Source organism: Chryseobacterium sp. StRB126 (genome assembly GCF_000829375.1).
In the GTDB taxonomy this organism is placed as follows: Bacteria; Bacteroidota; Bacteroidia; order Flavobacteriales; family Weeksellaceae; genus Chryseobacterium.
On sequence record NZ_AP014624.1, the window covers coordinates 3,037,934 to 3,052,896 of the forward strand.

Sequence of the window (14,963 nt, forward strand, 5' to 3'; positions counted from 1 at the left end):
ATTCTATTATTTACAGACAGGCTGAATATCATTCAATAAAGTAACCAGCATTTTTCCCGGTTCTTCAAAAGGAATAAGATGGGCTGAGTTTTCAAACCATATTCCCTTTTTAAAAGGAGCTTTTACATTCTTAAGCCACTGCGCCGTAGGCTCTGATGGAGTAGTATAATCGTGCCTTCCCATAAACATGAAAACCGGAATCGGAAAAGTTTTAACGTTCTTAAAATCTGTATCAAGAAACTCAGGAAGTACCTTTGACAGGGTAAATAAACTTCCTTTTCCAATAGCTTCTGCATCATCATAGGAATATTCCGGTGATAAAAGGGGAGCCTGAAAGAAATATCTGGAATTATTTCTATAGGCAGTCAAGCCACCATAATACTGAGGCCATTTCCGTGCAATTATGATTCTCTGCCGGGTAATCGGAGTATTTCCGGGATAAGGAGCTATTGAAGCTAATTCCTTTAAAGCAGTATTGTTTTTCAGTCGGGTAGCTTCTTTTACAGCGAAATCAACACTTAACCGTTCATTATCTCTGGTATTAATAATCTGTCCGATTCCAACATAAGCATAGAACAGGTCCGGTCTTTTCAAAGCAGCTTTCATGGAAATAATGGTTCCCCAACTGTGCCCTATGAGAAGGACCTTTTTCTTTTTATACTTTTCTTTAATCAATTCAGCAAGCTCTATCGCATCATCTACATATTGATTGATAGTAATGGTATTCTTCAGACTGAGCGTATCATTGGCATTATATGTTTTACCGGACGCTCTCTGATCGTAGTTCACTACTGTAAAATATTCTTCGATGGGCCTTTGAAACATCCACATCACCGGAGCAATAGGAGAGGCAGGACCACCATGTACAAATAAAATCACAGGGTTTTCTTTATTCTGTCCACGAACATATACCCATTGTTTAGCACCTCCGATAGTGGCTTTATATCTTTCCTGAATTCCATTTGGAGTTACAATGGAGTCCAGATCCTTGATTATTTCCCGGGCTTCACTATATTCATTATCTGGCTTCTTATTCTGCCCAAATACTACTAATGAAAATAATAAAGCAATAATTGATATAATGGTATGTTTCATGATGGTGTTTTTTATTTTTAAATAGTTTATGACTCAATTGCACTGAAATTCAATACACAATATGTCAAATACATGCATAAAAAGTTACAAAAATGAGATATTGAAAACCACCGGTTCTTATTTTCTGTTTCTCTTATAATTCATTCATTTTCAATTAATTTTAAAATGACTATCTTTACGCTAACCAAACAAACAGTATTAATATGTCAGTAACACCAGAAGGAGCCAGGAAGGCTCAGCTATCTTTATCTGAAAGGGCACCTGTAGCTCATGCCGTTCTTTCAGGAGCAGAAAATATTTCAAAGTACAGTAACGGAGTATGCCACGATGTGGTTGCTTATGCTTTGTACATGAGAGGAGCCCACATCAGCCCGGATCAATTGGCTGGTTCAGCAGGCCAAAAATGGTTAGAAACGTTCAACTATCCGGGAGGAAAAAAATGGGATGGATATTCTCCAATTCCCAAAGGAAAAGCCATTGGTTTCTACAGACCTATTGATAAAACATGGTTTCATTCAGCTATTACAACAGGAAATGGAAATGAGATCAGATCAGTTAATGGGTTTTCATTAGGTTCTGCATGGTCTGTTCCGGTAGACATGAAATGGGTTCTCGGAAAGATCAATTCCGATGGAACTTTCAATTATGACGGAACTAAAATAGAAGTGTATATCTCTCCTTTATAGAAATAATCCTTCCTGTGGGAAGGATTATTTTTTTTAAAACTTTTTCCTATATTAATATTCTGCCCTCATCAAGTGGGTTGAGTTTGTATTGAGTTCAATTCCTCTATCTCTACCAACAATTACAGTTCCGCCAATATTGGCAAGATGATTTCCAAAAGCACAATTGGGTTCAAAGGCAAAGCACATTCCTTCTTCTAGTATCAAATCTCTTCCAGGATTGGGTAATCTACCCACATTTCCGTATCGGGCGGCTTGTGGTAATATTTCTATCCCCGGAGCCGTTCCAAATCCAATCGGACCATAAGGGTTTATACTGTGTATCAAAGGATGCACATGCCATCCGCCAGCTTCTAAAAGTGGTTTTTCCATGATATCAACAACTTCTCCAAAAGTTTTCCCCGATTTCAAAACATCAACTCCTGCTTCATAACACGCACGGGAGACTAGAGCTGCACGTTCAAGATTTGGATGTATATTTCCAACTGCCACCGCTGCCTGATGCTGAGTTTCATACATCCCATACAATGCAAAGATCTCAGACAAAACAATATCTCCTTCTTTAATAATTCGAGGAGGCTGTGACCGATATTGCCAGGCAGGCGGCCCCCACCCGATATATTCAGGTCCTGAACCCATTAATATTTCAGCCGTAAATCCTCCCATTGAAATACAGGCCGAGGTAATAGCTGCTGCTATTTCAGCTTCACTTACTCCTGGTTTAACAGTAATCCGCATGGCTTCACTCATTGCTTCCCCAATGTGGGCAGCATGTTTGATTAAAGCCAATTCTTCATCACTTTTGGGAGCAGTCAGTTTGAAAAAATCCATGTAAACAGGTTTTATTTCAGCATTTGGAAAGGCTTCCATGATCCCTTTCCATGTACGATGAGGGAGCGCTCCATCAAAATAGAAGGGTGGATAAGGTTCCAAACCGATTATTCCTATCTTGGGTGTATTTGAAAGTCCCTTTTCTTTAAGGATATTTCCAATATTGACCCCATTTTTACCCACATAGATTTGTTCAGGCTCAATCCATTGCTGGTCTCCACGAAGGGAAGCCTGCATATGATCGGCCACCATCATAGAAGCAAAAGTTACAACAATTGGCTTTTCTTCTTTGTGAAATATCACAACAGACCCAAGTCTGTCATTGGTAAAATAATGATCAATACAAAACGGGGCAGGTGCCGCAGATTCTCTGTCTCCGTAAATAATAAGAGTGTCCAGTTCATTTTTTCTCATAATGATGCGTGCAATATCCCAACGACGATCACGCTCTTTCAATGATAAAGGCAAGGGTATTTCCATTTTTGTTTTCATAACTCAATCTTTATTAATTATTAAAGCTGATGCAAAGTAAGTGGATCAGTGATCGAATTATATTATCCCAAAAGAAGAATAAATGTGCAATACGTTTGTTTTATTGGGAAATAAATATCTTCTTTACCTTAAATTTAATTTACGTTATGGAAAGAATGATGGATGTTGAAAGTTACGGTATCCCTTATGTGTCTGAGAAAATAGGGTTGCAGAATGTAGAAGGAATTGTAGTAAACAGAGCAGAAGATTCTGTACGAAATGGATTAACAAATTATCCGCATACTGTTAATGGTTTTATTTGTGCAATCTGTATAAAAGGAAGAGCAGAACTGAAAATAAATTTTCAGAAAAGATTATTGGAACCCTATACTCTGATGGTTATACTTCCCGGTTCTATGATGGAACCGATAGAGATATCGGATGATCTGCATATAGATACTATTTTTTTCGATCCTGATTTTGTTTCCAGAGATTCTTTTTCGAATAACTATATGTTTTTTCACGAAATAAGGCAAATACCATGTGTCCGGTTAAATGATGAAAGTTTTGAGATCTTTAAACAGCATCATACGAATATTTCTATGCATTATTATAGAGAAGAAAGCAGAAGTAAGGCAGATATACTTCAATTCCTCTTGTTAGCTCTTTTGGCAGAAATAAAAGATGTATATAAAACTAATGATGAACAGGGGCAAAAGCATACAAGAGCAACAGAATTAACAGCTGTTTTTTTTGATTTATTATACCATCATCATAAAGAAGAAAGAAGTGTTTCTTTTTATGCCCAGAAAATGCATTTAACCAGTAAATACCTAACTACAATAATACGTAAACAAACAGGAAAGTCTATCCTGGTTTGGATCAATGAAGCGGTTGTAGCACAGGCCAAATCTTTATTGAAAACAACCAATCTGTCAGTAATGGAAATTACTGATGTACTAAATTTCGCTGAATCATCACTGTTTTGTCGGTTTTTTAAAAGGTACACCAACATGACCCCTTCTGCATACAGAGGAAATTAAAATATGTGCCGGAAGTTATTTATTCTTTCACCGTACATTTCGGACACACTCCACTGATGATAAAGTTATATTCCTCAGCAATAAAATCATCCGGTAAACTTATTTCCGGGATAGCATTCTCAATACACGTTACAGAATGACATTTTTTGCAGTTAAAATGAACATGATTATGAAAATGCTGTTCATGGCTGCACTTACCACTGCATTTTGCAAAGTTGACCACACCATCCATATTGATGATTCTATGGACAGCGCCCTCATTTTCAAGCCTTTCTAAAACTCTGTATATAGTCACTCTATTGCATAGTTCACCTAATTGCTTCTGAATATCAGAATGGCTTAAAGCAACCTCGGAGCCGTTGATAAGGTTTAAAATTTCGGTTTTAGCGTGAGTATTTCTGACTTGTTTCATTATTTTAATGCAACAAAGTTGCGTTATTTGAGATTTTATATTTACATTTGCAACAAAGTTACAATAAGAAATTTAAATCCTGAACTTTTATGAAGTCTAAAATTCTTGATGCCGTAGGAATCTCAACAGCAGCTTTATGCCTGATTCACTGCATTGTCTTTCCTTTACTGCTTGTTATTCCCATTGGAATATCTCATAATGCTTATATTGATCTGGGCTTTCTTGCTATTGGAGCATTGATAGTCTATAGGCTAACAAAACAGATAACCAATCGCAAACTGAAGTCTTTATTTTGGGTATCAATTGGTCTTATTGCTGTTTCCGTAGCAGCAGATTTTATATTCGAGGTGCATCTTCCTTTGATTTATGTAGGAGCAGCAGGACTTATCACAGCACATCTTATCAATTTTAAGAATCACAAACATTAAGAAAAAATGACAAAGAAACTCCCGGTAACAGTACTCAGTGGCTTTTTAGGAGCCGGAAAAACAACTCTATTAAACCATATTCTACATAATAAACAAGGTTTAAAAGTAGCTGTTATTGTCAATGATATGAGTGAAGTTAATATTGATGCAAGGCTTGTTGAAAACCAAAATACCCTTTCAAGAACAGAAGAAAAGCTGGTTGAGATGAGCAATGGATGTATATGTTGTACATTAAGAGAAGACCTTATGGTTGAAGTAGAACGTTTAGCTTCTGAAAACCGCTTCGACTATCTTTTAATCGAAAGTACAGGAATCAGCGAACCCATTCCCGTAGCACAAACCTTTACTTATATTGATGAAGAAAGTGGAATAGATCTTTCCCGCTTCAGCTATGTAGATACTATGGTAACCGTTGTGGATGGTTTTAACTTCATGAAAGATTTTGCTTCTAATGAACGATTGATGGACCGTAAGCTCACTGATATTGATGAAGATTACCGTACTATTGTTAACCTTCTTACCGATCAGATTGAATTTGCCAATGTTATTATTTTGAACAAAACAGATTTAATTGATCAGGAAACTCTCGGATTTTTGAAATCTGCACTAAAAAAATTAAATCCGGAGGCCACCATTCTGGAATCAGAATTTGGTCAAATTGATCCACAAAATATTCTAAATACAAGGTTATTTGATTTTGATAGAGCACAGGCTTCTGCAGGCTGGCAAAAAGAACTGCAGACTGATCATCATACTCCTGAAACAGAAGAATATGGAATAGGCTCTTTAGTATTCAGAGATCAAAGACCATTTCATCCCAACAGACTTTGGGAATACCTTAATCATTATCCTGAAGGTATATTAAGAGCCAAAGGGCTTTTCTGGCTGGCTTCAAGGCCTGATGATGCTTTGAACTTTTCTCAGGCAGGAAGTTCATTTCGTCTGGAGAAAGCAGGAGTCTGGTGGAGTAGTATGCCTATGAGCCATAGAGCGCAATATGCTTCTTTCATAGAAAATCAGGATTTTATCGAAAGCAGATGGGATAAAAATTGGGGTGACAGAATCAATGAACTGGTTTTCATTGGACAAGATCTGGACAAAGAACAAATTTTACAAGATCTTACCGCCTGTCTTATCAGTGGTCAAGAAAAAGAATTATTTGATCAAAAAGCAGAATTTAAAGATCCTTTCCCTCAACATATTTAAAATCAACCATTTATTAACGCAACTAAGTGTCGTTAAATGAAAAGATGAAATAAATTAGTGCATTATTTATACAATATATGGATAGAAGAAAATTTCTAAAAGGTTCAGTACTGCTTTCAGGATTATTATCACTATCGCCCACTGAACTCTGGAGTTCTACAAAAAGTGTTACATCTCCGGGAGCCGGAAAAGCAAAAAACATCATATTCATGGTGAGCGATGGAATGAGCCTTGGAACCCTTTCAATGGCAGATCTTTATTCCAGAAACATGTTGGGAAAGGAAAGCCATTGGCTCAACTTATATCATGAGAAGAAAGTTTCACGTGCATTAATGGATACAGCTTCTGCAAGCTCAATCGTAACAGATTCCGCAGCTGCCAGTTCAGCTTTCGGAGGCGGGATAAGAGTACAAAATGGAGTGTTAAATATCGGTGCTAATGGAGAAAACCATATTCCAATATGGCAGAAATATAAAAAAGCAGGAAAAAAAATTGGTTGTGTTACCAGTGTTACCGTTACTCATGCCACGCCTGCGGGTTTTTGTGTTAATTCTACCAAAAGAAATGCAGAACCTCAAATTGCTGAAATGTATGCAGAACTGGGAATAGATATTCTGATGGGTGGCGGAGATGAATTTTTTAATCCTTTAAAAAGAGAAGATAAAAAAGACCTTTATTCTGTTTACAAAAAAAAGAACTATCAAATTATGAAGAATCGTACGGATCTAAAAACCATTCAAAAAGGAAACAAGATTTTGGGAATCTTCAACACAGGAGCTTTACCATACAGCATTGACAGGGCAAATCTTAAAGAACTCCAAAACACACCTACTTTAGTAGAGATGGCGGATGCGGCTATTGATCAGATGAAGGATCATCCGGAAGGTTTTGTTCTTCAGATAGAAGGCGGAAAAGTAGACTGGGCAGCTCATGCCAATGATATAGCGGCATTGATTCACGATCAGCTGGCATTTGATGAAGCCGTGAAAACAGTAATAGATTTTGCTGAAAAAGACGGAAATACTTTAGTAATCATCACAACAGATCATGGAAATGCCAATCCCGGAATCATTTATGGGACTGATGCCACCAAAAACTTTAATAGTATTTCAAACTATCACTATACCAATGAATATGTCCTGAATAAAATTCATAAAGATCATTCTGCCAAGGATATTAAAGATTGGATATATGAAGCCCACAAACTTATTCTGAAGGATGATGAAGCCAAGCACCTACAGAGTTTTTACAATGGACTCGAAAAAGAAGAAGGACTTTACAATTATAAGAAATTACCGTTCAAACTTTATTCTGAAATCCAGAAAAATCGGAATTCTGTAGGTTGGATCAGTATGGACCATTCGGGAGATTATGTAGAAGCAACAGCATACGGACCGGGGAGTCAGCTCTTAAAGCCTTATATCAAAAATACGGACCTGCATTACCTAATGCTGGAAGCATGTCCTATATAAACTGAAAGTATTTTCATATCATACTTTATATTTTTAGCTGGTTTTAAAACAGGCTCTCCAAAATGATTTGAAGAGCCTGTTTGCTTTTTCTGAAAATTATTAATCGTTTATTGTGAAGACTTTCTACGACGTGTAGAAACCTTTTTATCTAATTCTTTGATATCCTGTCTCAATTCTCTGAACATTTCTTTGAAATTATAACTTTCATAATCTCCTGGTTCAAAATCTTCCGGGAAAATTCCTGAGGCATATTGCCATATTTCTACAATATCTTCAAACGGAATATCGTAGGGTTCATAGAAAGAGTTATCGGCGCTTACGCAAATCGCATTTCCTTTATTCTCTTTAAAGCGTTTATAGGTAATCCCATCGTTCTGTGTAATGAAAACATAGGTTTTTCCAGCTTTTAGCTCATCAATTCCCTCAACATATTTTCCTACAATGTACGAACCGTTTCTAAATGGCGGCATCGAATCTCCATCTGCCGGAAATGCTCTGTATTTTCCATTATTTAAAAAGGGTAGAGCAATACGCTGAAGACTTTCAATATAGCCCACATCGCTGTATCCCTCCAGGTATCCCATAGAAGCCTTCTGAGGAATAATTTCTATGGTATCATTTCCAAGATCATCTACAGCTACAGGAAGAACAATTCTGTTATCCGGAAGTTTAAGCATATCCTCAGTTGAATATTTCTGAAGATCAACAGACAATAACAGGTCTATACTGACATGAAAATACTTGGATATTCTCACAAGAAGCTCAATAGGAGGTTCCGAAATCCCGTTTTCGTATTTAGAATATCTTACTCGGGAAATCGTAAGGTCATCAGCTACATTTTGTTGAGAAAGCTTTCTCTTGGCTCTCAGAGAGCGTATATTATTTGAAAAAATTGACATTGATAGAAGTATGTCCACAAAAATACAAATTTTGCTTACTGTTATCAATAATAGGAACAGCTTTTACCATAAAATTTGGTGAATTTTATCATTTATTAACTAAAGCCAACAAAATGGGTTGAAAAAGCATCTATTTTGTCCTGTTTTACCCTTTGTTTTTACCCTCCCAAACCTCATTTTAACATTTTTTAAATATTAATCATAAAAAAGTTCATTTACATTAAAAATATTAACTCTAACATTTAAAATATGAAATATGTTTTTTAAAATTTAGTAAATCAAATAGATACAAACGAAAATGATATCTGCACCATTATATATTTATATTAACGAAATATTAAATAATAAAATTGTTTAATTATTTTATTCAAAATAATATTGATTTATTATTATTTATCATATATTTGTGATGTATTAATCATATAAAATTTTAATCATGAAAAATTTCAAAAAACTAGACAGAAACGAGCTAAAATCTATTTCAGGAGAAGGATTACTTGATCCTATCGGAGGGTTATTAGGTGGTCTAGGTGGCGTTGTTGGTGGCGTTATCGGAGGAGTAGGTACTATCGTTGGTGGTGTTGTCGGCGGTGTAGGCTCTACAGTAGGTGGTGTTATCGGCGGTGTAGGTACCGTTGTTGGAAACGCTTTATGCCAAACACAATGTGTAGTTAATGGTGTAATCCACATCAAATTATTAGAGTGTGGTTCTACTTGCTAATCAGCAGCTCCATTAAAAGTTAAAAATATACCGCTCTGAAAAGAGCGGTTTTGTTTTTTTGGACATATCCTTTTGCAGTTTAAGCAAATACCTTGTAGAGTTCTTGTCATTGTCATTCTAAATGGAATGAAACAAAGTGGAATGAAAAATCTACTAAAAATGGACAAGATTCAGATTCGGAACACTATTTATTGGTTACACGTTCATAGCTACATTCGCTCTATAAAGTAAGGCCGTGATTATTCTTAACTTCAGCCATTACAAATGTACTGTGTGTACTTCCTATAGAATCTACAGAACCCAGTTTATTGAAAACAAAGTCCTGGTAATGCTTCATATCCCGAACCTGAACCTTTAAGAGAAAATCAAAATCTCCGGAAATGTTGTAGCATTCCGCCACTTCTGGAATTTCCAGAATTTCTTTTACAAAATCATAGCCTACCGAACGATCATGAATCTTTAATTTGATCTGACAAAATACCGTAAATCCACGGTTAAGCTTTTCAGCATCCAAAACGGCAGCATATCTCTTCACAAAACCTTCCTGTTCAAGCCTTTTTACCCGTTCAAAAACAGGAGAAGGGGACAGATTAATCTCCTTTGCAAGCTCTTTAACCGTCAGTTTTGCATTATTCTGAAGCAGTTTCAGCAGTTTTATATCCTTATCATCAAGTTGTTCCACAGAATATTATTCTTTTAAGGTTTAAAATCATTCAAATTTACAGAATTATATCCTGTTAAAATACAAACTAAAAGCAATATTAACCGAATAAAACACTTTTAATTGAATATATATTCTGTTTAAGTAATTTTACACAAAATTAAAATCTATTATTAAACTTAATATTGATAATAGATCAGTTCTTTACCATCTTCATCAAACAGGAAAGGTTTTACTTAACGTAGATTAATAGGGAATCGTGTGAGAATCACGAGCTGTCGCGCAACTGTAAGTAACACACCAAAGGTTTCTGTCCTTGGATATCCACTGCCAAAAGCGGGAAGGATGACGGAAACTGTTACAAGTCAGGAGACCTGCCTTTACTGAATTGACAATGCTTTCGCGGTCTGAAGCTTTTGAGTCATACAGATGATATTGGCAATGCATTTTCCTTTTGGAGAATTGTATTATTTGCCTGTATCATTGACTTCAGAGATTTTCTTACCCTACAAAGCATTCCGAAGCATTTTAAAGAGCTTTAAAATAAAGTGTAATCTAAAATTTGTAAAAATGCAAACTCACATTCTGGGCTATCCGCGTATTGGTAGCAAAAGAGAACTTAAGAAAGCCTGCGAACAGTATTGGTCAGGTAAAATTGTTTTGGAAGAACTTCTTACAGCAGGAAGAACTATCTGCAGCCAGAACTGGAACCTTCAGAAAGAAGCCGGAATAGATCTTATTCCGTGTAATGATTTTTCTTATTACGATCAGGTATTGGATATGAGCCTGGTAATAGGAGCCATTCCTACACGCTATCATGAAGTAGCGCTTAAAAAAAACAATTCTGAACTGGATCTTTATTTTGCGATGGCCAGAGGCTATCAGAAAGACGGATTGGACATTACAGCGATGGAAATGACCAAATGGTTTGATACCAATTACCATTATATTGTTCCGGAATTTTATAACAACCAGCAGTTTAAGCTTACTTCAGATAAAATTTTCAATGAATTTGCTGGTGCTAAACAGGCAGGAATCAATGCAAAACCTGCGATTATCGGTCTGATCTCTTATTTACTGTTAGGGAAGGAAAAAGAAGAAGGATTTGATAAACTGGATCTTGCTCACAATCTACTCTCTGTTTACGTAGAGATATTATCAAAACTTCAGGCTCAAGGTGCTGAATGGATTCAGTTTGACGAACCCTTCCTTGCATTAGATATTACAGAAAAAGCACAAGAAACCTATACTTTTGTGTACGCTGAGCTTAGAAGACTGTTCCCAAAACTGAAATTCATTATAGCCACTTATTTTGAAGGCCTAAAGAACAACTTATCACTTTCAGTTTCGCTTCCAGTCAATGTGTTGCATATTGATTTGGTAAGAAGTCCGGAACAGTTAGAAGACGTTCTTCATGCTATTCCTGAAAACCTGAGCTTATCTCTTGGAGTGGTAGACGGAAGAAACATCTGGAAAAATGATTATGAAAAATCGTTGTCTTTTATTACAAAAGCAGTTGAAAAATTGGGACCTGAGAGGGTTTTCATCGCTCCATCAAGTTCACTTTTGCATTCACCATGTGATGTAGACTTTGAAACCAGTCTCGATCCCGAAATAAAAAACTGGCTGGCTTTCGCTAAACAAAAGGTAAAAGAAGTGGTATCCCTTAAAGAATTGGCATCCGGAACCTCTGAAAGTCCTATTTTACAGGATTTTGAGGATAATAAGAAAGCAATTTCAGACAGAAAAACGTCTCCACTCATCCATAATGAAGAAGTAAAATTAAGAGCAGCATCTGTTACGGAACAAGATTCACAAAGAAAAAATCCGTTCAATATCCGTAAAGAAGAGCAACAAAAGACCTTACAGCTTCCATTATTTCCTACAACCACTATCGGGTCATTTCCACAAACTGCTGAAGTAAGAAGCTGGAGAGCAAAATTCAAAAAAGGAGAATTAACGGCAGAGCAATATGATGCTTTATTAAAAGAGGAAACCCAGAGAACCATTCGCTGGCAGGAAAACATCGGAATTGATGTTCTTGTTCATGGAGAATATGAGCGTAATGATATGGTGGAATATTTCGGAGAACAGCTGAAAGGGTTTATCTTCACTAAAAATGGCTGGGTACAAAGCTATGGAAGCCGTTGTGTAAAACCTCCGATCATTTTTGGAGACGTTTTCCGCCCGGAACCTATGACGATTTACTGGTCTCAATATGCCCAATCTCAAACCAATCAATGGGTAAAAGGAATGTTAACAGGTCCTGTTACTATTCTACAATGGTCATTTGTACGTGACGATCAGCCCCGCTCCGAAACCTGTAAACAAATTGCCTTGGCCATCCGTGATGAAGTTCAGGATCTGGAGAAAGCAGGAATCAGAATTATTCAGATTGATGAACCAGCTATCCGTGAAGGACTTCCATTGCGAAAAACTGATTGGCAGAACTATCTGAAATGGGCTGTTGAAGCGTTTAAAATATCAGCAAGTGGAGTAGAAGACACTACCCAAATCCATACCCACATGTGCTATTCCGAATTTAATGACATCATTAAGAATATTGCCGATATGGATGCTGATGTGATTACAATAGAATGTTCAAGATCGCAAATGGAGCTTTTACACGCTTTTGCAGACTTCAAATATCCTAATGAGATTGGTCCGGGAGTGTATGATATCCATTCACCAAGGGTTCCGTCCAAGGAAGAAATGACAAAATTGCTCATCAAAGCACAACAGGTAATTCCTGCAAAACAGCTTTGGGTAAATCCGGATTGCGGTTTAAAAACCAGGCATTGGGAAGAAACCGAAAAGGCTTTAATTGCTATGGTGGCTGCTGCTAAAGAGGCTTCTGTAGAATTTGCATCTTAACTATTTCCAATTCCATAAAACTTCAAAAGCATCCGATGGGATGCTTTTGTTTTTTCATTATTTAGAGACTGGAAATATTAATAATTTTAATCTATTTCTTTATATTTCCCCCATTACAAACATGTTTTTCATTGTTGGAACAGAACTTCCACCTTCTTTTTCCAAAGTAATCGCAAAAGCCTGTGCTTTTGAAATACTGGCCAATGCAATCTGGCTGTCTTTATCTTCCGAATACATTCCAGCATTTACCGGCTTTCCGTCTTCTATAGCCCACAGCTGATACTGCATTCCTGTAGGAGCCTTAGGCAAATGCTCTGCATTAAGGTAAACTGCTTTTGTTTTTTTGTCCCAGAAAACCATTGCCTTAGCATCCTTATGATTCTCTACACCATTTAACATGACCATTTGCATATCAGGGTTAGAAAACATGGTTATTTTCTGGTTCATCTTCTGCATGGCCAAATCCTGAGATTTTTTCTCAGCCTTCATTACTGCAATTTCTTTTTGTACTTCAGATTGTTTACTGACCCAAAAAAGATTTCCGGCCACACTTGCAAAAAATAAAACAGAAGCAGCAATACCCAAAGTTTTCCAAGGAATACTTTTTCTAACTTCAGGTATTTCCACAGAAGGAGTAACAGAAACTTCTGGAGAAAAGTTTTTTTCTTCTTCTAAAACCTGTTCCTTCTGGATTTTACTCCAAATCTTAGATTTCAAATCGTCTGGAGGTGTTATAGCCTGTACTGTAGCAAGATTTTCCAATGTTTTTTGAGCCTCTTCATAAGCGGCTTTTACTTCAGCATTGTTCTTCATCACACACTCCAAAATGCCTGCTTCCTCAGGAGAAGCATGACCTAGAATATAAGATTCTATAATTCCGGATGATATGTATTCTTTAGTGTTCAATTTATTGATAATCTTTTAACAAGTCCTTTAATTTCATTAATGCATTCCGCATTTTTGTTTTTACTGTCCCAAGCGGTATCTTCAGCTTTTCAGAAATCTCATGCTGTGTATATCCCTGATAATAGGAAAGATTGATGAGCTCCTGTTTATCAACTTCCAGATTTTCAAGAACATTGTCAAATCCAATATAATCAACTGAGTTATTAACTGTTGAAAGTTCTGTACTATTATATACGAAATCGGGAAGGGGTTGGTTTTTAAGCTCGTTCTGGAATCCTTTAGACTTTAGATAATCTATAGCAGTGTTTCTGGCAATATTAATGATCCAGGTATAAAATCTCCCTTTAGACGCATCATATTGATGAATAGAATTCCAAATTTTAACAAAAACATCCTGAATTACTTCTTCAGCATATTCTTTAGACTGAACAATACGAAGAACAATTCCATACAATGCACCGGAATAGTGATCATACAGATAATGAAAACCGCTTTCGTTTTTTTCTTTTAATAAAACGATAAGTTCTTCTTCAGAATAGGTTGTTTTAATGATTCTTTATTTTTCTGTTCAAATGTAATAAAATAATACACACTTCAAACAAAATCCAAATAATCTTTTATTTCGTAAATGATTTTAAGACAATATTTAAAAATTATTAAATATGAAAAATTTACTATCAAAAACCATTTTAATTGGTATCATAACCATAGCTACCGGAAAATATAAGGCGCAAACAGATCATTTCAGAATACTGAATCCTTACTATTCTAACACAGCAGAGAATATACTGAAAGTAGATAACTCTGAATGGAAAAAAATTTTACAGCCTGAATTGTACCAGGTGGCAAGAGAAGGAGCAACTGAAACAGCTTTCACAGGTAAATATTATGAATTGGATGAAAAAGGAACGTATTACTGTGCGGTCTGCGGAAATCCATTGTTTCTTTCCACTTCAAAATTTGCCACTACCTGCGGCTGGCCTTCATTTTACCAGCCGATTCATAAAAACAGTGTAAAATACAAAAAAGATACTTCTCATCATATGGTAAGAACAGAAGTTTTATGTGGAAGATGTGATTCTCATCTTGGCCATATTTTCGATGATGGTCCAAAACCAACAGGAAAAAGATTCTGTATGAATTCTATATGTCTCGATTTTACACCAACTAAAATTAAATGACTGATTTAAAGTGATTTAAATAAAATTTCAATCTTTTTCAATCTAAATTAAAACCAAACTCGTAAATGACAGTAAGAACA

General features: G+C 36.1%; 15 protein-coding genes and 1 riboswitch. Of the genes, 8 read left to right on the plus strand and 7 right to left on the minus strand.

Annotated elements, in window-relative coordinates; all coding sequences use genetic code 11:
* Positions 1-6: 6 nt before the first annotated feature.
* A complete protein-coding gene (locus CHSO_RS13730) occupies positions 7-1,095 on the minus strand; it encodes an alpha/beta hydrolase (protein ID WP_052480600.1) in 1,089 nt (362 codons plus the stop codon).
* Positions 1,096-1,298: 203 nt separating this feature from the next.
* Here CHSO_RS13730 and CHSO_RS13735 point away from each other — a divergent pair, with 203 nt between their 5' ends.
* Entirely contained in the window at positions 1,299-1,781 is a 483-nt protein-coding gene (locus CHSO_RS13735; RefSeq protein ID WP_045496906.1) for a hypothetical protein, read from the plus strand.
* 51 nt (positions 1,782-1,832) lie between these two features.
* Here CHSO_RS13735 and CHSO_RS13740 read toward each other — a convergent pair whose 3' ends face one another.
* Positions 1,833-3,101 (minus strand): M24 family metallopeptidase, encoded by a 1,269-nt coding sequence (locus CHSO_RS13740; RefSeq protein WP_045496916.1) that lies wholly within the window; start codon positions 3,099-3,101, stop codon positions 1,833-1,835.
* 146 nt (positions 3,102-3,247) lie between these two features.
* On the opposite strand from CHSO_RS13740, the gene CHSO_RS13745 reads away from it, so the two are divergent.
* On the plus strand, positions 3,248-4,123 hold the full coding sequence (locus tag CHSO_RS13745; protein WP_045496919.1) for a helix-turn-helix domain-containing protein: 876 nt from the start codon (positions 3,248-3,250) through the stop codon (positions 4,121-4,123).
* A 19-nt stretch (positions 4,124-4,142) separates the two neighbouring features.
* Here CHSO_RS13745 and CHSO_RS13750 read toward each other — a convergent pair whose 3' ends face one another.
* Positions 4,143-4,535, minus strand: coding sequence for a Fur family transcriptional regulator (locus tag CHSO_RS13750; RefSeq protein WP_045496922.1), 393 nt, complete (start codon positions 4,533-4,535; stop codon positions 4,143-4,145).
* Between the two features lie 89 nt (positions 4,536-4,624).
* Between CHSO_RS13750 and CHSO_RS13755 the strand changes: the two genes are divergently transcribed.
* From CHSO_RS13755 to CHSO_RS13765, 3 genes are all read left to right on the plus strand, one after another.
* On the plus strand, positions 4,625-4,963 hold the full coding sequence (locus tag CHSO_RS13755) for a MerC domain-containing protein (protein ID WP_045496925.1): 339 nt from the start codon (positions 4,625-4,627) through the stop codon (positions 4,961-4,963).
* A 6-nt stretch (positions 4,964-4,969) separates the two neighbouring features.
* A complete protein-coding gene (locus CHSO_RS13760; protein WP_045496928.1) occupies positions 4,970-6,169 on the plus strand; it encodes a GTP-binding protein in 1,200 nt (399 codons plus the stop codon).
* A gap of 77 nt (positions 6,170-6,246) precedes the next feature.
* Positions 6,247-7,641 carry an alkaline phosphatase gene (locus tag CHSO_RS13765; protein WP_045496931.1) on the plus strand — a complete coding sequence of 465 codons (1,395 nt, stop codon included), beginning with the start codon at positions 6,247-6,249 and terminating at the stop codon, positions 7,639-7,641.
* A 107-nt stretch (positions 7,642-7,748) separates the two neighbouring features.
* Here the strand turns inward: CHSO_RS13765 and CHSO_RS13770 are convergent, their stop codons facing one another.
* Complete coding sequence (locus CHSO_RS13770; RefSeq protein ID WP_045496934.1) at positions 7,749-8,540, minus strand: XRE family transcriptional regulator; 792 nt, start codon at positions 8,538-8,540, stop codon at positions 7,749-7,751.
* 436 nt (positions 8,541-8,976) lie between these two features.
* Between CHSO_RS13770 and CHSO_RS25965 the strand changes: the two genes are divergently transcribed.
* On the plus strand, positions 8,977-9,261 hold the full coding sequence (locus tag CHSO_RS25965) for a bacteriocin-like protein (protein ID WP_052480601.1): 285 nt from the start codon (positions 8,977-8,979) through the stop codon (positions 9,259-9,261).
* A 220-nt stretch (positions 9,262-9,481) separates the two neighbouring features.
* On the opposite strand, the gene CHSO_RS13780 is transcribed toward CHSO_RS25965, so the two are convergent.
* Positions 9,482-9,943, minus strand: a complete 462-nt coding sequence (locus CHSO_RS13780) for an Lrp/AsnC family transcriptional regulator (RefSeq protein ID WP_045496937.1) — start codon at positions 9,941-9,943, stop codon at positions 9,482-9,484.
* A 189-nt stretch (positions 9,944-10,132) separates the two neighbouring features.
* Positions 10,133-10,319, plus strand: a riboswitch (cobalamin riboswitch).
* A 173-nt stretch (positions 10,320-10,492) separates the two neighbouring features.
* Between CHSO_RS13780 and metE the strand changes: the two genes are divergently transcribed.
* A complete protein-coding gene (gene metE, locus CHSO_RS13785) occupies positions 10,493-12,796 on the plus strand; it encodes a 5-methyltetrahydropteroyltriglutamate--homocysteine S-methyltransferase (protein WP_045496940.1) in 2,304 nt (767 codons plus the stop codon).
* A 99-nt stretch (positions 12,797-12,895) separates the two neighbouring features.
* Here metE and CHSO_RS13790 read toward each other — a convergent pair whose 3' ends face one another.
* Together CHSO_RS13790 and CHSO_RS13795 are read right to left on the minus strand one after the other, a co-directional pair.
* Positions 12,896-13,702, minus strand: a complete 807-nt coding sequence (locus CHSO_RS13790; RefSeq protein WP_045496943.1) for an anti-sigma factor domain-containing protein — start codon at positions 13,700-13,702, stop codon at positions 12,896-12,898.
* Position 13,703: 1 nt separating this feature from the next.
* A complete protein-coding gene (locus CHSO_RS13795) occupies positions 13,704-14,156 on the minus strand; it encodes an RNA polymerase sigma factor (protein WP_232509070.1) in 453 nt (150 codons plus the stop codon).
* Between the two features lie 208 nt (positions 14,157-14,364).
* On the opposite strand from CHSO_RS13795, the gene msrB reads away from it, so the two are divergent.
* A complete protein-coding gene (gene msrB, locus CHSO_RS13800; protein WP_045496945.1) occupies positions 14,365-14,883 on the plus strand; it encodes a peptide-methionine (R)-S-oxide reductase MsrB in 519 nt (172 codons plus the stop codon).
* Positions 14,884-14,963: the final 80 nt, after the last annotated feature.